Source organism: Paenibacillus periandrae (assembly GCF_022458865.1).
Classification (GTDB): Bacteria; Bacillota; Bacilli; order Paenibacillales; family NBRC-103111; genus Paenibacillus_S; species Paenibacillus_S periandrae.
On the sequence record NZ_JAJNMU010000004.1, the window covers coordinates 24,742 to 43,636 of the forward strand.

18 protein-coding genes and 1 riboswitch are annotated in these 18,895 nt (G+C 47.3%); of the genes, 4 read left to right on the forward strand and 14 right to left on the reverse strand.

Annotation, left to right across the window (positions count from 1 at the left end; genetic code table 11):
- Positions 1 to 51 precede the first annotated feature (51 nt).
- Positions 52 to 241: riboswitch (cobalamin riboswitch) on the reverse strand.
- Positions 242 to 571: 330 nt separating this feature from the next.
- The gene (locus LRL21_RS07345; protein WP_240415114.1) at positions 572 to 1,111 is read left to right on the forward strand and encodes a hypothetical protein; all 540 of its coding nucleotides are present in this window, start codon (positions 572 to 574) and stop codon (positions 1,109 to 1,111) included.
- Positions 1,112 to 1,298: 187 nt separating this feature from the next.
- Here the strand turns inward: LRL21_RS07345 and LRL21_RS07350 are convergent, their stop codons facing one another.
- The 8 genes from LRL21_RS07350 to LRL21_RS07385 all read right to left on the reverse strand — a co-directional run bounded on the left by LRL21_RS07350 (position 1,299) and on the right by LRL21_RS07385 (position 12,521).
- Entirely contained in the window at positions 1,299 to 1,973 is a 675-nt protein-coding gene (locus tag LRL21_RS07350) for an MBL fold metallo-hydrolase (protein WP_420832431.1), read from the reverse strand.
- Positions 1,974 to 2,130: 157 nt separating this feature from the next.
- On the reverse strand, positions 2,131 to 3,486 hold the full coding sequence (locus LRL21_RS07355; RefSeq protein WP_240415115.1) for a sulfatase family protein: 1,356 nt from the start codon (positions 3,484 to 3,486) through the stop codon (positions 2,131 to 2,133).
- A 63-nt stretch (positions 3,487 to 3,549) separates the two neighbouring features.
- Positions 3,550 to 5,001 carry a sulfatase family protein gene (locus LRL21_RS07360; RefSeq protein ID WP_240415116.1) on the reverse strand — a complete coding sequence of 484 codons (1,452 nt, stop codon included), beginning with the start codon at positions 4,999 to 5,001 and terminating at the stop codon, positions 3,550 to 3,552.
- Positions 4,998 to 6,608: a type 2 periplasmic-binding domain-containing protein gene (locus tag LRL21_RS07365; RefSeq protein ID WP_240415117.1), complete on the reverse strand. Its 1,611-nt coding sequence runs from the start codon at positions 6,606 to 6,608 to the stop codon at positions 4,998 to 5,000. Before LRL21_RS07365 ends, LRL21_RS07360 begins: the two co-directional genes overlap by 4 nt.
- Before the next feature lie 23 nt (positions 6,609 to 6,631).
- Positions 6,632 to 8,116: a sulfatase-like hydrolase/transferase gene (locus LRL21_RS07370; RefSeq protein WP_240415118.1), complete on the reverse strand. Its 1,485-nt coding sequence runs from the start codon at positions 8,114 to 8,116 to the stop codon at positions 6,632 to 6,634.
- A gap of 32 nt (positions 8,117 to 8,148) precedes the next feature.
- Positions 8,149 to 9,003 carry a carbohydrate ABC transporter permease gene (locus LRL21_RS07375; RefSeq protein ID WP_240415119.1) on the reverse strand — a complete coding sequence of 285 codons (855 nt, stop codon included), beginning with the start codon at positions 9,001 to 9,003 and terminating at the stop codon, positions 8,149 to 8,151.
- A 2-nt stretch (positions 9,004 to 9,005) separates the two neighbouring features.
- Entirely contained in the window at positions 9,006 to 9,908 is a 903-nt protein-coding gene (locus tag LRL21_RS07380) for an ABC transporter permease (RefSeq protein WP_240415120.1), read from the reverse strand.
- 228 nt (positions 9,909 to 10,136) lie between these two features.
- A complete protein-coding gene (locus LRL21_RS07385; protein ID WP_240415121.1) occupies positions 10,137 to 12,521 on the reverse strand; it encodes an AraC family transcriptional regulator in 2,385 nt (794 codons plus the stop codon).
- A gap of 300 nt (positions 12,522 to 12,821) precedes the next feature.
- On the opposite strand from LRL21_RS07385, the gene LRL21_RS07390 reads away from it, so the two are divergent.
- The 3 genes from LRL21_RS07390 (at position 12,822) to LRL21_RS07400 (ending at position 14,670) form a co-directional block, all read left to right on the forward strand.
- A complete protein-coding gene (locus LRL21_RS07390; RefSeq protein WP_240415122.1) occupies positions 12,822 to 13,235 on the forward strand; it encodes a DUF4183 domain-containing protein in 414 nt (137 codons plus the stop codon).
- Between the two features lie 181 nt (positions 13,236 to 13,416).
- Positions 13,417 to 13,890: a transcription elongation factor GreA gene (gene greA, locus LRL21_RS07395; RefSeq protein WP_240415123.1), complete on the forward strand. Its 474-nt coding sequence runs from the start codon at positions 13,417 to 13,419 to the stop codon at positions 13,888 to 13,890.
- Positions 13,891 to 14,001: 111 nt separating this feature from the next.
- Positions 14,002 to 14,670 carry a hypothetical protein gene (locus LRL21_RS07400; protein ID WP_240415124.1) on the forward strand — a complete coding sequence of 223 codons (669 nt, stop codon included), beginning with the start codon at positions 14,002 to 14,004 and terminating at the stop codon, positions 14,668 to 14,670.
- Positions 14,671 to 15,349: 679 nt separating this feature from the next.
- Here the strand turns inward: LRL21_RS07400 and LRL21_RS07405 are convergent.
- From LRL21_RS07405 to LRL21_RS07425, 6 genes are all read right to left on the reverse strand, one after another.
- Positions 15,350 to 15,805, reverse strand: a complete 456-nt coding sequence (locus LRL21_RS07405) for a hypothetical protein (RefSeq protein ID WP_240415125.1) — start codon at positions 15,803 to 15,805, stop codon at positions 15,350 to 15,352.
- 220 nt (positions 15,806 to 16,025) lie between these two features.
- Positions 16,026 to 16,733: a metal-dependent hydrolase gene (locus LRL21_RS07410; protein ID WP_240415126.1), complete on the reverse strand. Its 708-nt coding sequence runs from the start codon at positions 16,731 to 16,733 to the stop codon at positions 16,026 to 16,028.
- A gap of 141 nt (positions 16,734 to 16,874) precedes the next feature.
- Positions 16,875 to 17,006 carry a hypothetical protein gene (locus LRL21_RS45565; RefSeq protein ID WP_275900649.1) on the reverse strand — a complete coding sequence of 44 codons (132 nt, stop codon included), beginning with the start codon at positions 17,004 to 17,006 and terminating at the stop codon, positions 16,875 to 16,877.
- A complete protein-coding gene (locus tag LRL21_RS07415) occupies positions 16,996 to 17,298 on the reverse strand; it encodes a hypothetical protein (protein ID WP_240415127.1) in 303 nt (100 codons plus the stop codon). Before LRL21_RS07415 ends, LRL21_RS45565 begins: the two co-directional genes overlap by 11 nt.
- Before the next feature lie 205 nt (positions 17,299 to 17,503).
- Positions 17,504 to 17,827, reverse strand: a complete 324-nt coding sequence (locus LRL21_RS07420; protein WP_338044586.1) for a hypothetical protein — start codon at positions 17,825 to 17,827, stop codon at positions 17,504 to 17,506.
- 383 nt (positions 17,828 to 18,210) lie between these two features.
- On the reverse strand, positions 18,211 to 18,606 hold the full coding sequence (locus tag LRL21_RS07425; protein WP_240415129.1) for a DoxX family protein: 396 nt from the start codon (positions 18,604 to 18,606) through the stop codon (positions 18,211 to 18,213).
- Between the last annotated feature and the right edge of the window lie 289 nt (positions 18,607 to 18,895).

An 18,895-nucleotide genomic window follows, 5' to 3' on the forward strand; every position in this document is an offset into this window, starting at 1 on the left:
CTGCGGGATCGCCGTTTCATCGTTTGTACACCACTCCTTTCCGCGAAGGCTGTCTGGTGATTAAATTAGGTAGGTCTCCTGGCTTTCGGATCTTCGTTTTCTTCCGTCTTCCCCGATTCATCACCGAGTGACCTGCATGAAAAAAAACTCCCCGAATACAGTGGCGGGACCGCTCGGGAGTTGCACCCGATTCCCTGTTACCCCTTATTGTCTAATGGGCACCTAATTCATGTATGCTTTTGTTTTGCTGTTGAGTACCTTATATTCGATATCGACAACGATTTTCCTGTTCCGTAGCATAAATTTATAAAAAGATAACACTATCAGACCGTACAAAAGCGTCTATAGTCGGGTCATTTAATGATTGACATCAAGTGCAGCCATTTGTAAAATAAGAAAAGCTTCCGATCGAAGCCTATTCGGTGAAGATACATCCGTGTTTTAAATGTAGCTTTTCTTGCAATATCAGAATATTCAGCTCCGCTGAAAACTTAAAAATTCTGGTATTATTAAGAATGCCAAGTCAGGAGACCGGTTTAATCCGTTTCATCAGAAAGGAAGTTAGCAATTCATGTTTTTTTTGCGTTCGCTTATCATTTGCTGCTATCTTATGACCGCTTATTGGGCATCCATCCATTTTCCTTCATTGAAAATGGTATTTTATCCAACGCTCGGCGCATTCAGCTTCTTGTTCATACACCGAATAGGCCAGCTCAAAGATGTTGTACGCATCATTATCGGAGCTATCATTGCAGTATCGCTCGGAAGCTTCTTTTATACACTAAATACCGGAGCCGTCTCATTTTTTGCAACTGCAATTGTAACGATATCGTTGATCCAAGTGTTCAAATGGAATGCAGCTCCCATATTAGCGGTTTCGTTCATTCCTTACTTCGCCCATCCTGACAATCTATGGGCACTGCCCATAGCTGTGTTGGCTTCACTGGTAGGTTTGCTCATCCCGCTCTGGCTGATTAGCAGATTGGAGCAATTCACATGGCTTATCCGCTTTAATGAGACTGTAGAGCAACTGCGTCTTAAAGCTTTAACTGTAACCCGAATCCTTAAGGAACCGCCTGCCACAGAGATCATCCAGAAATCGAGAAACTGAGCAGTACCATTTTCCAGCAAATAAGACATCCTGTCCTGCTCAGATGAGCGGGATGGGATGTTTGTGATTTCACTTCCCCCAACTGAATCCTGAGCATCTCATCCAGGGTTGTGATGGAAATACAAAAAGACCGACGGGTTTATCCGCCGATCACAATCCTTCTATTTTATTATTGATCACCAGTTTATTATTGCTCACCCGCTGCAATTGCGGCAAGTCGCTCCTGAATCCGTTCTGTGCAAACACCGCCATGATACGTAATGACGGTCTCAATATCATAATCGAGCAGCTTGGCGACCGAGCGGAGTGCCTGCTCCATATCGGGTGTAAATGCTTTGTTAGGCGGCATCAGCACACCATTCTGTGAGGTTAAAGCGTCGCCGGATATTAAGGTTTTACTTGGCTTGTGATAAAGACTGATGTGATCCGGTGTATGGCCCGGGGTGAAAATCACTTGAATCCCACCGCAATATGGAAGCTCATCACCGTCCTGAAGCGTCACATCAACCTTGGAAGGCGGCACAAGGACACCTCTTTTTATGATGGGTACTTCCCCTAATAGGTAAGGCTTGGTCAATTCATGTGCGAAAACCTCAATCCGTCCCTCAGAAGCCGAGAGCAGCTCAGGCAGACTGCCGATATGATCCAAATCCTGATGAGTAATAATGATTTTTGTAAGCTTATCAAAGGGAACCGCTTCCTGAGCAAGTGAAGCCCGAATCACCTCCAGTTGACCGGGGATTCCTGTATCCACAAGAATGCCATCGGTCTCGTCCCATAGTAATGCAGCATGAACGACAAACGTATGTTCACCTGCTTGCATCGACCACTCTACAGCTTTAATTCCTGAGCCTGCTGCCATTACCTGCACCTCCATCATCGTATTAATTCCAACAGCTTCTCCAATGGAGTACCATCGGTTGTCTTCCTTGCTCCCATGGTTTCCGCGTGAGTACTGATTATTCAATGTTAACCTAGACCTGATGCGGAGGCAAATGTGTATCATTCTCCTGATCGCCCTACAGGGTCGGAAAAGGAAAGGCATCCGCCGTATGGGCCGCCCACTGGAGTAAACGCTGATGCAATGGCTCCCTTATGTGATAATAGCGACGAATATGCGCCAAATTAACCTGCTCATAAGGATCCTCGTTCAAGTTAAACAGCAGCCATGGCTGCTGCTCCAGCACCACATATTTCCACCTGTCACGTGTTACAATTCCCCGGAAGGGACGATCCATGCCATCACGCACATTGGATGGAACGACGAGACTCAAATAGGCGCTGTCAGGAGTCTCCTGCTGCTTTCTATCGACACACCCTGTTACGATTCCCGAATAATCGTAGCCTTCCATCCCTCCCGGTGTCGGAATCCCGCACAAGCCAAGTGTCGTCGGAGCGATATCGACATGATTGATGAGTGCATCTGTCACTGCATCGACATCCGGTAGTCTATCCGGCCCTCCTATAATAAACGGAATACGAATCGCTTCCTCCCAAGGACAGCTTTTGCGAAATTGTCCATGCGAGCCGTGCATGTCCCCGTGATCGCTGAAAAACACGATGTAGGTATGCTCCTTAATTCCTAAACGCTCCAGCGCTTCGCGGATTCTACCCAGGTTCCAATCCAGCCTCTCGACAGCCGCATAGTAGCCGGGCAGCTCCCGTCCAGCCTGATCCCGCACCCATCCGACGTCTGGAACATTTGGACGAAACAGGATACGGTTAGCTGGATGCCTTTGCAAGTCTACTGCAGGAGCCTCGTAAGGAGAATGCGGGGGCTGGACGGATAATGCCGCGAAGAAAGGCTTGTCATCGTCTGTGCGTGTACGTTTCTCGATCCAGTCGATCAATAAATCCGTCAGTCCATCCGTTTCGTAGCCCGGTACCCGGAACGATTCCGTGGTGCTGTCCTCACGATCCGTATGCACCCAGCAATCAAATGGCTTGTTATTATTTTCATAGGCAAACCAATCCTCAAAGCCGCCTCGGCGGTATTTAGGTATAATTCTACGTGAATCTTTAGGCGGTTCCTCCACGGATTCCGCATTCCCTTGATTTCGTCCAGCTAAATGCCATTTGCCAATCCAGCAGGTGCGATACCCGTTCGCTTTAAGCGAGTGTGCAATCGTAGGGATATTTTCCGGCAGCCCATCATGATTTCCCCTGATACCGGATCTGTGGGGATAAATGCCGGTTAGCAACGCACCACGAAAAGGTGTGCACCAAGGCGTTCCCGCAACAGCGCTGTTGAAATGAACACCCTCCTGTGCAAGCTTATCGATCTCTGGTGTACGTACATTCGGATCTTTGTTCAAGCCCAATGCCTGAGCCCTCAGCTGATCGCCAAATATCCACAATACGTTGGGTTTCTTCAAGTATGATTCCCCACCTCTCCTGCTGATTTGCTTCGTTTATTCATCACACATATATCAACGTAATTATTTGCACGCCTGCTTGAGCTTCTTTAACCATTTGGAGGTAACCTCGGGAAGCTCGGAAGCTAGATTCCGCCGTTCGCCTGGATCGGCTTCCAAGTCATACAGCTCCGGCAGATCATTATAATTTTCAATATACTTATATTTCTTGTCGCCAATCATACGACCGTTCAGCAGCTCACTGATTTGGTAGGACTTGTGTTCGTCCGTCTTCCCGTTCAGCAAAGGAAGCAGTGATTTGCCATCAAGGGCGTTCCTGCTGTAATCCACCTCGGCCCAATCGAGAAAGGTCGGATGCAGATCCGCCAATTCTACCAGAGCATCGCTTACCTCACCCTGACGTGAGGACCGTGGGTCTGCGATAATAAGCGGTACCCGCAGCGCACCTTCATAGAACACCGTCTTGAGGAACAAGCCATGATCTCCCAGCATTTCTCCGTGATCTGCGCAAAAAACGACGATCGTATTGTCCGTGAATCCACGCTGGTCAAGCCGCTTCAGCAGCTCCCCGACCCAATCGTCGATTAGCTGGATGGCACCTGCATAGTGCTGCTTGACCTTTTGCAGCGCGTGCTCTGTCATATTACCTGATTGGCGCTGCACGCGCTCGGCAATCCAAGATGGCTTGCCCTCAGCTTGGTCTTCAATAGCAGACGAATATAGATTGTCTGCGTATCGATCCACATAAGCAGCAGGCGCATCCCATGGATTGTGCGGACCGACGAAGCTGACGAACAGATGCCATGGCGCATCATCAGGCACTTGCTCCACAAATTTGCAGGCCTGATGGCCGATATAGCTGTCATGGAAATGCTCTGGGGGCAGTCCTGTAGCTTCTGTATGCCATACCGGTTGACCCGAACGTGACCTGCGCTCTTCCAAAAATATATCCAGCAGGCCCTGCTGCTGCAAATATGACTGGTAAGGACCCGCTATGCGAAACTCTCGCAGCTTGCCTTTATCAGCTGCATTCGGCTTGGAAGTATTGGGAGCAGCGGATCTGGAAGCATCTGCTTCGCCGGACTTAGAAGCATTTCCTTTGCCTTCCGTTTCGTGCGGGTCCGTAAAACCAAAGTGATACAGCAATGGCAGGTCTCCGTCCAGGCCGTAATAATGATCCGCCTTATGAAGATCGGTTTTACCGACTACACCTACTCGGTAGCCTTCTTTGCGAAGCGCTTGATAATACGTGGGAGCGCCTGCGGGGTAATTGTGCTTGTTATGCAGCACCCCGGTCCGGTGCGGATATTGCCCGGAAGCTATGGAAGCCCGACTCGGTGCACATACCGGACTGTTGCAGGCTGCCCGGGTGAAGCGAATTCCCCGGGCGGCCAGAGCATCGATGTTCGGCGTGTGCACACCAGCCTGACCGGCGCAGCCAAGCCAATCTGCCCGATGCTGATCAGTCATAATGAGCAGCAGATTAGGACGCTTCGATGCGCTTAGTAAGGTCATTTCTTGTTCACCTTTTCATAAGCTGACGTAAATTCTGCCGCCACTTTGTCGCCGCCGTTTTTACGCCATTGCTCCAATGCTTGCTTCCAGCCTTCCTCGTCGATCTTTCCCATTACAAATTTGGTTTTGGCATCCTCAATCAGCTTATCCAGCTGTCCGCCTTTTTCCGAATAGGTATCGGAGATAAGTGCTTCCGCTGCGTTGGGCACAGCGTATTTCTCATTATCCTTGTTCAACTGCTCGCCCTTAACGACCAGAGCCGGATCATTGCCTTGGAGCGCTTTGCCTGCTTCTACTGCCATCAGCTTCTGATAAGGCAATACCTCTTTATTATAAATTTTCGCATCGATGTATACCGGCTTGCCATTATCCTGCTTATAATGTTTGCCCTCTAAGCCCCATTTGAACAAGGTTGCCATTTCCGGCTCCGCCAGCTTATCAAAAAATGTCAATATGCGCTTCAGCTCTGCTTCCGATTTTACGCTTGATTTAGGAAATGAGAAAATCCCGTTGGAACCGTTCTCCGCCTTGGTCGGTCCTCCCTTAAGGTCCGGCAGCCTATTGAACATCCCGAGCTCGACCTGTGGATTGGACTTTTTCATTTGCTCCTCCAGCTTGAACGCTGTGTCTGTAATATTGGACAGCATACCAGCCTTTCCTTCGGCAAAGGCAGACTCCCAGGCGGACTTCTCCATAACTGCAAAATCCCGATTTATAAGCTTCTCATCGTACAGCTTTTTGACAAACTGCAGCGATTGCAAATAAGCATCGGTCGTAGGCGCATAAACGAGCTTGCCGTTCTGTACCCCCCATTCGTTCGGCGCACCGAGCCAAATGGCTGTCCGGTCTACGATTCCAAGGCTCTTGTATTCAATAAATCCGTACGTATTATCCTTGCCGTCACCGTCCGGGTCCTTCGTAGCGATTGCCTTCAGCACGTCATAAAATTCATCGAGAGTTCTTGGCTCCTTAAGCCCCAGCTTCTTGAACCAATCCGCACGATAGGTTATGGCAGCCCGGCTTACCGGACGAACAGCAGGCAGACCGTATACCTGACCGTCCAATGAAGTATTCTGATAAATCAACGGATTAATTTGCGATAGATTCGGATAGCTTTTGATATAGGTGGTTAGATTCCAGAATGTGTCACCACGCAGCGCGGACACCATATACGGCAGCTTCATTTGGCTGTTCGTTACGGAAACGATCTTAGGCAAGCTTCCCGAAGCAACCATCACCGGCAGCTTTTCCTTAATATCAGTCAGCCACTGCACCTCAATTTCACTGTTCGTATACTTCTCAATAGCTTTAACCACTTCATTGCCAGGCTGTGGAGCTTCCCCGATAAAATTAACAAGCACCGACAGCTTAAGCGGCTCTGTCGCTGCAGGTGCAGTTCCCGCTTTGGCTGCATCCGTGGTCTTATTGTCGGCCGTAGGACTGCAAGCGGTCAAAGCTCCTGCCAGGCACAAAGTGGAAAGCACCGCTGCGGTTGTTTTCTGTACGCCTGTTTTCTGCATATTCATTTTCTGGAAGCCGGTTTTCATGATAACGCTCATTTCCCCCTTTACAGTCGCATGTTCTCTGGTTGTATGCTTCTCACTCATCTGTAATTCCTCCTTCTTCATGTTCAATGTCTTCCCCGGTTGTTCCAGCTCGTTGTCGCATGTGCCTTGTCCAACTGCCAATCATAAGGAATAGGCAGCAATTGACCGTTCCTGGCATGTGGATCCCCGTGTTTCTCCAGCCAGCCGGCCAGACGACTTCGGCTTAATTCCAGTATGGAACGATAGGCAGGGTCATCGCTAAGATCGTGGCATTCGGACGGATCACCCTGCACATCAAACAGCAATTCGAGATCTTCATCACTAAACCAGATATACTTGGTTTGACCGTCAGTGAGTCCGAATACCGTTCCGCAATTACCGCACGTATACTCGCGAAGCCGCACCGGATCACCCAACAGGTGTGGTACGAGGCTTCGCCCCTCCACCCGCTCAGGAACAGGTATCCCGCACGCCTCCAGAATAGTCGGCATCACATCCATCAAGGCGACAGGAATTTCCTTATCCATCTTTCCACGGACGACACTCAGACCGGCTTCGTTATTCCAATGCTTGGGGGGCCGGATGATGTACGGAATGTTTGTCGAGCCGCGAAAGAAATCGCCTTTGGCAAATGCGCCATGGTCGAACAAATTATCTCCGTGATCGCTTGTGAATACGATCAATGTCTTATCGAGCAGCTTATGCTCACGCAGGGTACCTAGCAGCACTCCAATACTGCTATCGATATGCGTGACAGACGCCGCGTAGCCCTTCAAGGTTTGCTGCACCATAAGGGGATGCTGCCGCCACTGATCGTAGTTGTGACGCAGCTGTAAATAACGAACCCGGTTCGGCAGCTTGTTATTGACCCAATCTCCCCGCACCGGCTCCGGCATGACCGCATCGCGATACAGCTCGTAATAGCTTTGCAAAGGAGATATGGGCGGATGCGGCTTATCGAATGACACATGCAGAAAAAAGGGTCGGGTCGGATCGCGCCGCTCGATGAATTCCATTGCTTTCTGAGCCGTCCAATGCGTCGAGGTAAACCGTTCGGGAAGCGGCTCCATCCGAATGCCATATTCATTATTGCCAAGCCCATGCGTGTAGCGCATATGCCCCCAGCCGTTATCGTCCAGAAACTGCTCATAATCATCCTTCCATGTGACATGATCCCGGCGGCCCTCCTCATTCAGCTGAACATCCTCGAATCCGATCCGATTGCGTTTCGGAGACGTATGAAGCTTTCCTGCCGCAAATGTCTGATAGCCGCTGCGCGTCATCAGCTCAGCCAGCTTCGGTCCCTCTGTAAAGGGCTGGGCCTCACGATTTTTGTTCATTTGGATTCCATAGGTGTTCAGACCCGTCATCATAATCCTTCGTGCAGGCACGCAGGTTGGGCACTCGCTAAAAGCAGCCTGAAAGTTGATACCTTCATAAGCCAGCTCATCAATCTGTGGCGTCATCACGACAGGGTGCCCGTTCACACCAAGCCAATCGGCACGCAGCTGGTCACAGCTGATCCAGACGACATGTGGTCTTTCGATTGCGGATAACTCGTATTTCATCGGCTTCTCCTCCTTTTGTAAGCATTTCTTGTTCAGCCTTTCACCGAGCCCAGCAGCATTCCTTTGGCAAAATGCTTTTGTAAAAAAGGGTATACCAGCATGATCGGAATGGTCGACACCACAATAACAGCCATCCGGATCGACTGGGGCGGAATCAGCTCCTGGGCAAAATCAGACGAATCGCCGATACTGCTGCCTGCAATAATGATCATTTTCCGCAGCAGCACCTGCACAGGCCATTTATCCGTGCTGTTGATATACAAAATCGCATCCACATACTCATTCCAATAATGAACGGCATAAAATAGGGCAAACGTCGCCAGAGACGGTGCCGAGAGCGGCAGCGCCACGCTCATAAATGAGCGAAAATCGTTACAGCCGTCGATCTTCGCGGACTCCTCCAGCCCTTCAGGCAGCTGCTGGAAAAAGTTTTTCATGACAATCAGGTGAAACGCATTAACCGCAGCAGGCAATATCAGGGCTGAATAGCTGTCGATCATCCCAAGGCCCTTCACAACAAAGTAAGTGGGAATCATTCCCCCGCTGAACAGGATTGTAAATAATACCGCAAACAGCATGCCGCGTCTGCCATCCAGGTTTTTTTTCGACAGTGGATAAGCCGTCAAGGAGGTGAGCGCCAAGCTGAAGGCCGTTCCACTGACGGTTACACCAATGGATACGAGCAGGCTGCGAACCAATGTAGGCGTCGAAAATAAATAGCGGTATGCCTCCAACGAGAAGCTTGAGGGAACTAGACTGCCTTGTAGGGAAAATGAATGGACCAGGACAAACAGGAATGGAAATACCGATACACAGGCAGCAGCTATCAAAAATACGAGATTGGCGCTATCAAACAGCAGGCTTGGCCAGCTGCGTTCCTTCAACATGGTCAATACACCCCCTCTTCACCGAATTTTTTGGCCAGATAATTGGCAGCAGCCACGAGAATAAGACCGACTCCATTCTTAAACAGATTGACTGCCGTTGTGTAGCTGAACTGGCCTCGCTGCAAACCTACCGTATACACATAGGTATCGTAGACCTCTCCGACTTCGCGGTTTAGCGCGTTGAGCATGAGAAAAATTTGCGAGAAATGAGAGTCAAGAAAATGACCAAGCCTGAGGATAAGTAAAATAACGATGGTGCTCCGTATGGCTGGAAGCGTAATATGCCAGGCTTGCCGCAGCCGGTTCGCACCATCCATCCGTGACGCTTCATACAGCGCCGGATCAACGCCCGAGAGTGCCGCGAGAAATATGATCGTGCCCCAACCGGTCTCTTTCCAGATGACCTGCGAAGTCACAAGTCCTCTGAACCAGCCCGGCTCCATGAGAAACTGGATTTCCTGGCCTCCCAACTTCTGAATCAATACATGGATCAAGCCACCTTCGGTCGTAAACAACACATAATAGATACCGACAACCACAACCCAGGAAACAAAATGGGGCACGTAGAGCAGTGTCTGAACGAGCCGCTTGAGCGCAGCCTTACGAACCTCATTCAACAGCAGCGCGAACAGGATCGGCAGCGGGAAGAAGAACAAGATATTATATACGCCCAGCACGACCGTATTGATAAAAAGCTGCCAAAACTCCGGTTCTCCAAAAAAACGGTAAAAATGCTTCAGTCCAACCCATGGACTTCTCCAGAAGCCAAGGTGAGGCTTATAGTCCTGAAAAGCCATCAGCACGCCCCACATGGGCGCATACTTGAACACCGCAAAATAAATAAATCCCGGCAGCAGCATTGCGTACAATATTTTATTTTTACTAAATCGCCTGAGAGCTTTCATCCCTATCCTCCGCTTTTCCATCTCGTTGTTTGCTTTGTCAGGTCTGATTATAGGGAGCAGACTGTTACGCCGTAAACATCCACTATATAACCACTTTTCCGAGTGGAATCAGTGGGTTAATCTAAGGTAAACAGCCGAGTATCCATTTCACACATCGTCGAAAATCTCGTCTGGCTGGAACGCAAAGAAACGGCTTCCTGCCGGAAGCCGCAATATGACAGTAGCAGTCTAAGCCGGACTTCCGTCCGATGCGCCACCGCCATCCGCTATGAAATTAATAGGGACTGACGCAGCTCCCTCATCCTTGGGCTTTATCGCTGTCCTCACATACATTTTGCGATAGTCACCCGGAGTCATCCCCTCCATATTGCGGAAGTAACGAATGAATGATGCCGGACTGTTATAATGCAGACGACTTGCGATATCACTGATTTTCATATCCGCTTCCTTGAGCCATTGCTTGGATAGATTCAACCGGTATTGCGCCATATAATCACTAAAGGAAAGACCGCATTCCTTCTTGAATACTCTGCTAACATAATTGGGATGAAAATGAAGCCGAGCTGCACAGGCTTCCAGCGTCAGATCGGTCCCCTCATGCTCGTGGATCATATGAATGACGGCCTTGACCAGACTCTGCTGTGTCTCTTCCATCCGTTTAGCGAGCAGTTGAATGACTGGAAGCAGTACCTCGGCGCGAAACCATCTTTCTTTTTCCTCCATGGGACCGTCCTCGCTAAGCTTTTCCACCGCACGTTTATCACTGAACAGCAGCTGCAGGAATTCGGCCTCCTCTTCTACAAGCGATAACGTATTGAACATAAGCCTGAGCACCATATGCCGGTATTGTCCAGAGCTGATGTTGTGATCCGCAAAGTATCGAAAGAACGATCGCAGCCAATCCACTGCCCATTCCGATTGGGATAACCGCACCGCTTCCAGCAGCTGACGTTCCAGATCATGTGGATATTCGGCCACACGCTGTACACGATCCACCTGCGCTTCCTCGTACGGATGAATGCCACCCGGACCGAGCGGCATTCGGTATCTAAGCACATCCAGCGTTTCCGCATAAGCTCTGCTCGTTTCATCCAACGAATTGAATCGTCTGCTGACACCCAGGCTGACGCTTACATTCAGCCGCTGAATCGTGGTCTGCTGGATGATCCTGCCCCATCTGTTCAGCTCTTCTGTCCATTCCTGCTCACCATACGAAGGATTCATCAGCAGAATACCAAGAGATTGCCCCAATGGTACCGTACTGATGAACAACTGCCCGGGCAAGAGCCCCGATACCAGCAGGCTGATCGAAAGTATAATCAGATCATGATCCTGAATATCGGAACCACGCGGCTCCGATGCGTCCAATTGCAGGACGATAACCGTCAAGCCCTCCCATTGGGAGGAAATATCGAGCAGTCTTCTTTTCTCCTCGGTTTCCATCGGACGCAGCTGCCCTGTAAATAGCTTTAAGGCAAAAAGCTCCTTGGCCTGCGGAAGAACTGCAGCCATTTCTGTACGTATTTGGGATTCTACGCTCAGCAGCCGTGCAATTCTGCGTTCCATAAGCAGGAATTCATCCTGTACACGCCGACCCTCCGGATCCACTATGGCTTGATCCGTTTGCTCCAGCGTTTCGAATAGCTTTTTGACCGGATTGTACATTTTTTTCGAACCAAACCAGACTATAAGAGCCGTTGCACTCAAAAGGATCAGGCATACCAGCAGTGTCATCCATCCGATGGCACCAGCTTCGCTCGACTTCTCACGGGTGAAAACCGACCATACGTAATACCAGCCTGTGTAGGGCGAACGCATATAAGTGACCTCTTGTGCGGACACACCACCCGTGCGGAAGACTCCCTGCATCTCGCTTCGCAAAGCCAGCTCGCTCCTCAGCTGCTCGGGAGCCGATATGAGCTCCACTGCTGCTGTCGACAGCAGCGTGCCCGTGCCCGATGACTTCCAAAGCTGCTTCATATTGGCATCAAAAATTTGGCTGGCATGAAAGGCATCATTGCCGCTTAGCTGTCGAATGATTCCGTTTAAGTCGATTTCCGCAACCAATAAACCGCCAGGACGCATAGATGTGAGAGGCAGCTTTCGAATGAACAGCAGTGTAGAAGTCGATTCACCCGACTTTTCCGGGACAGTCAGCCAGGTTGAGGAATTGGGAAGCGCTGCATAGTCCAGAAACCGTTCCTTATCCGCTATTTGGCTAAAGCGCTCCAGACGATTCTGGTCAATCAGCCAATCATAATCCAAATTAACCAAATACAATGCACGAACTGCCGAATTCGTTGAGCCCAGCTTGCTTAACATACTGGACAAGTTCTGATAAGCTTTATAATCCTCCTCCGTTAACGGCTGCCGCATGCGCTCGGTCACGTCAGGAGATTCTGCAAATTGGATCATACCAAAATCCAGCTTGGCCAGCATATTGTCCATCTCGCTTTTCGTCTGTTCCAATCGTTGTGTATGTGCCTGCTTCGCCTTGCTTTCCAGCTCATCCGCAGATAATCGATACGATAAATAGCCTAAAATCAGCAGTGGAACCGCAGCAAGACAAAATGTAAAAGCGATTAAACGGATCATATATTTAGATATGCGCATATGAACAACTCCCTCTTACTGCCTTGGTCAAATCTGAGAAAATCAACATTTTACGTATACCAAGTATTATACTTTGAATAGTGTGTTTTTCAAATGTTTTTCTTCAAATTGTAGATTCCCAATAATCCGAGCTATCTATCAATCTCAGCAAACCGGCTGTTTCATAGCAATCATAGGTTTTGGAACCATAATATATATGCCAGTAGATTGGCCGTTACATATTCTATTTAACTTTCATCTACTGTTAATAGAACTGAAGATTTCATTCGGTTTCACTGCAGAGCAAAGGAGGTGAGAAATATGGCAATTATTAAACCCGTCTATACGGCAACCTCCACAGCTCCAATATCGAGCGGTGGCGCCATCGATACAACTGTCAATCCCGTTGTCTCCCGTTTCTTTGCGGCAATTGATGCAGGAATGATAGGTGCTACAGATATTACCATTCCCGCAGCCAACTTTGTAGACGATGCTGATGGTCCGGTTGTGGCTTTACCTGCTGTCACTGCAAATGACTACTATAATGTTTATATTAATGGTGTTCTTCAGCAGAGCGCATTATCTACGCTGACAACCGCTAGCCTTGTACTGGCAACAATTGATATCTCAATAGGGGTGCCTATTCTATTGGAGATAGCAAACTTCGGCACAGTAACTTCTACAATCACTACTCAGCCAACCATTTCAGCTCCCACTATCACCATCATTACGTAATTGGAATTACAGCCTTTAACCTGGCCGCTGGCCAGGTTTTTTGGTTTAAACCACCTCTTCCATAATTAGGTCCTGCTTAAATGTGCGATAAAATCACCCTTTCTTCGCACGATTGCCGAATATAGTGTAATATGTAAGAAGATCATCGGATCTGAAATTGGATAGTCTAGGGGATGCAGATATGGCAAAGGATGAAATATTGTTAACACCAGAGGGACTTCGTAATTTGGAGCTTGAGCTGGAGGATTTAAAAACGGTTAAGCGTAAGGAATTAGCCGAACGTATTAAATTAGCAATCAGCTATGGCGATCTCAAGGAAAACAGTGAATATCATTCTGCGAAAAACGATCAGTCGTTCATGGAAACCAGAATAATAACCATTGAAAGAATGCTAAAAAAAGCCAAAGTTGCTGACAATGCGGACATCTCAACCGTTCATGTAGGTTCCATCGTTATCCTGAATGATGTTGAGTTTTCGGAAAAAGTTGAGTACAAAATTGTAGGCCCTTCAGAAGCTGATGTTGCCGAGAATAAAATTTCTTATGAAAGTCCGCTCGGAGGTTCCCTCGTGGGTAAATCGGTTGGCGATATTATTAGTGTAAATGCACCTGTGGGCGTCATCACATACGAGCTGCTTGAAATCAGAGCTAACTAAAATCCATTCCAGTATCTATACAATAAAATAGTAATAACTAAAAGGGCAGCGATTCATTAGCTGTCTGTTTGGTTTTTTCCATTATTACGCAGAAAAGGAGCAGAGCAACAGATGAAGCTGTTTCAAATGAAATCAAACCCTCATGGAATGGATCGTATGGCACTTTTTCTAAAAGATCATTTTGTATGTATCGGATGGCCGGGCATCGGGGATTTGGAGAACATCAGTACACCCGAGCTGAAACGGCGCCTTGTCCTTGCTTACGATATGCAGGATACGAATATAACCGATCCAGCAGACGAAATTAGCTGCTTTGTGCACAGGGTACAGGATGGCGATTATGTGCTTGTAGCCCATGGACAAGAGGTCTACCTCGGGGATCTAGGCGATTATTATTATGTTGAACAGCACGATAATAACGACGAGGGCATGTGCCATAGAAGAGGCGTTACCTGGTTGAACCGGATACCTCGAAGCGAGCTGAATAAAGAGGTTCAAAGCTTGCTAAATCATAGTGAAGCCATTACACCGTATGAGCTAGCTATGGAAACAGCCGGATTGGACAGGTGGCTGCCGAATCATTTGAGAGCCGATACACATACGGGCGCTGAGCCAAATATCCCCATACCTAACGTACCCAAAGTCATCATTGATAAAGACACCCTTGAGCAAGCTATGAATGTGTTGAAGGAAGCGCTCAATAGCGACAATTCCGAACGTAGGGAAAGAGCAGCAATAGCCATCTTGCAATATGCAGCGCAATCCGGAAGCGGACTTTAATCCAACTGTATCGGTCGGTTTTCCAGTATTTCTCATCTTAACGCATCCAGCCAGAGGTGCTATACTCTTACAAGAGAACCTACTGTGTACTGCCTGCAATATAGAAACAGATAAGGTAGACGCGGAGTAACTTACGGATAGGAAGAGTTACACATCGTGAGTTCAGCAATAAACCAAGCCCCTTCGTCTAACCTATATGGGACTATCCTCCGTTCCTTGGTTGGCAGCCTGCCTTGCCGTTCTAGCTCTGGACGGTGTTATTCTAAGCTTTGGTCTGGAAAAGCGGCGGAGCCAGTTAGCCTCGGTTCAATAATCATTGTGTTCATCACATTGCGAAGACCCTACAATGCATGCATCGTAGGGTCCTTATATAACGTGGGAAGCGATTGCGTCCGATAACGTCCGTTCAATTAGTATATCAAGACATTATAAATTTTCAGTTAGCCGCAGAATATTGAAGTTTCCAGCTGCTAGGGAATTTGACCTGAAAACAATCGAAACCATCTCGATCGTTTCATCCTTTTTAGAGAGCTCATGGTAAATCAACTACCTTTCGGATTGACATAGATTCATGCTTCTTCCGTATGACGTTTGATTCATTATTACCACTTCCCACTACTTTTCATTACCCTGTTCAGCTTGAAGTGAAACACTACGATCGAACCCATTGTACATAATTTTAGGATTTTTCTTGATAGCCCGCTTGATTAATGATTTGAGTAACCTGTTCTGTTGTCGATTTTATGAGAGCGGTCGCTTCGTCAGAGGTGATCTTTCCATCATTGTAGCTTTTGTTAATCGGCTCTTCCATAAGGCTCACTAGTTTATTCGTAAAATTCACAGATTCGTTTGTTTGCTGCACAGCAACGTTAGCCAGCGACTTCCCATCTTGCAATTCCTCTTTTAAATCACCATAATCGACATCCAATACAGAAGATGCGACAATAATAATTTGATTCAGCTCTAGGTTAGCCCGGATAGCAGCAGGAATCGACGTATCGATTGGTGCAGAGATCCATGAATCCTCGCTGTCATCATCTGCAAACACTTGCTGTGTGAATGAACCTCCAAATCCTCCGACCATTAATGCCGCTGCTACCGTTCCTGCCATCATGCTTTGCTTCCATTTACTCATGGCTCTCTCCACCTTGTCTATATAGTGTCAACCGAGAAAGGAATTGCTTATTCCTTATGATCAAAGAATATAATTCCAACCTGAATCGTAAATGAAATTCAGCTGATTTTCAGCTATAATTTTCCTTAATTTAACATGAAAAATTCATTGTGCAAGGAGCATTCGTCCAGCTTTTATCAATTCCGCTCCGATGGTTTCAATGCAAACCGCAGCGGCTCTACTATTTGTTCAGTTCCTGCTCAACCTCAAGCGTATCTCCAGGAGCCATAACCTTGCCCTTCAGTCCGCGTGTTTCCAGCAGCGATACGAACGCATCGGCATCCTGCCTGATAGCGGGGAATGAATTGTAATGAACGGGAACAACCAGCTTCGCCTTGTACCATTCAGCAGCCTGCAGAGCATCCTCAGGTCCCATCGTATAATGGTCACCAATAGGAACCAAAGCGACATCAATACGATTGCGGTCGCCGATCAGCTTCATATCACCGAACAATGCGGTATCTCCGGTATGCAATATCGTTAAACCTTCCGCATAGATCAAATATCCGCCAGGTGTACCTCCATACAGAATCTGCTTGTTTTCTTCATCGACGATACCCGACGTATGAAACGCCTGGACCATTTTCGCCTTGGCAAAGCCGAGGTCGACGGTCCCGCCCATGTTCATGCCTATCGTTTTTACACCCTTCCAGGACATATAGGCTGCCAGCTCCACGTTCGCCACAACGGAACAATCATTGGCTTTGGCTATCGGCTCCGCATCCAATATATGGTCTATGTGGGAGTGCGTCAGAAGAACGGCATCGACCTTGATATCCTCAGGTTTGGCAGTCGCGAGTGGATTGCCGCTGAGAAAAGGGTCGATAATTAACGACTTTCCGTTGGTGATGATCTGAATGGCAGAATGACCATGGTAAATGATTTGCATCGAACTTCGACTCCTCATGATTTCGATTTGACTGGGAGAATGCTTCCAACAATCCATCTTAATTGTGACACAAAAAAGCAGCCATTTGCAAGATCGCTGCTTTTTTGTGTATCGTATCCGTTTTGAAATCCCTCTTATTCCTTATTCCTTACTGCTGATCTGATATTGCGCCTTGTCCAGCCATTCCTGGCTGAAGGTAACACCCCAGCCCGGTTTATCCTGAAGCCTCAGAAGCCGCTCCGCCTCCGCCTCAGGTGTTATATTAAGCTTCATGCTGGAACCGTATACAGGCAGCAGCCGCGGCTTGCCTCCCAACAGCTCGCACAGTATCGGCTCCCAGCGCATAAGTTGACAAGGGATTGCAGATGATTCGCCAAATGGCTGCTGTATATTCAAAGATGCTGAGTTCACTACTGCGTTCCGGGATTTGATAAAAAATTATATATTCATTATCGTACAAATCAACGACTTCCGATTCGACTTCATTTGATGAACGCACGTACATAAAATCAATAAATGTTTCCCTATCTACTGCGACAGGTCTGTTCTGTGTCGTCCACTTCATGCTTCAACACATGGGAGTGGATACACAATTGAAGAGCGACAATCATGACCTTCAGCAATTTCCATCCCCCCATCTAAATCCGCTTACATCCATTGTGAATTAAAGTGAAAATATAATCAATACTACCATATCCGAGTTAAATTATGTTTATTAATGTTAGTTAGTGTGATTACAATCATATTCATATTCATTATCCTGAATAATGTCAGGGCTTCTTTTTATACAATATCTTAAATAATGCAATCCCGATTCCAATACCCAGAAAAGCGAATAACATCGGCATCCATACAGGACCTAATAAAATGCCGAAAATGGTCAGGTGAGCTGAATACATCAACCCTACTGTACCGAGAAATGCGCCGCTAACATAAGGCAGATAAGCGTAAGCTGCCGTTTCACCGCTATCTTTATAGGCATCCCACATCCCAAACATATAGACGCACGGATAAAACATCAGCCAATGATAATCTGTACTTTCAATCGAGTTCTTGATTTCTCCATTAAAGCTGAAGATTATAATTTGATTCAAATTTGCTTTCGAGTTTATAACAAACTCCAGCACAATCAAGATGATGCCTTTCATATATTTTTTATTTAGTATTTGTCCAAAGCCAGGAAACGCAATGCTCCACAATAATCTTTCGATTTTATTCGAAGTGTTCATGGGCAATTAGGGATGGTGGCTTCAAAATGGATGAAGTATTCAATTCTAAACACCCACCCAATCTTAATAACGGAAACAATAACCTATTAAACAACCCTAATGGCACCAATTCAGTTCCTCCCCGTGTCATTTCGTTCTTGTAGTATGGGAACTATTTAACAATATTATGTGACATGTCCGCATAAAATAATCGCACTCCATCAGACATGAGGTCTGAAGAGTGCGATTTGTAGTATGATTAGTTATTATTATTTGAAAAGGGCATCCAATGAATAGGCACCTGCTCCGGTTAAGGCGATTCCGACTACAACAGCAATAAGAACTAATGGATATTCATAGCCATTGGCTGCAGCCCAAATTCCGTTCTTCGCGTGAACCTTGAAGGCTCCAAGCATTGTCGCAGCAATCAGAATAGCGGCAACAGGAGTCAGCCAGCCTATAGCGAACAGCAATCCTCCCAGCAGCTCCATCAACCCGGCGATAACCGCCATAGCAACTCCTGGCTTAATACCAACCGACTCCATCCACCCACCCGTGCCTTTGGGGCCATAGCCACCAAACCAGCCAAACAATTTTTGAGCTCCATGACCAACAAACAACAAACCAACAACCAAACGAATTAATAACAATCCCCATGCTGCCATAACAATCAGCCTCCAATTAGTTTTAATTTAATATTCTTAATTTAAAGATATATGACGAAGAAATAATAAATATGCTTGCTAGCTGGTAACAAAAGCACCTTTTCTGCATGTTATGAGATCCATATCGATCGCCTGTTTTAGTGTCACGTTCTCCACCCTTATCAGATGCATGATCATGAGCCTTACCTCCTTTTTTATCTCATCATTAAGTATCTTTAATTAAAGATAAATGATTTATAGTTGTTTGTCAACAACAATTTCAAACTTGCCTAACTATGTTTCCTTGATT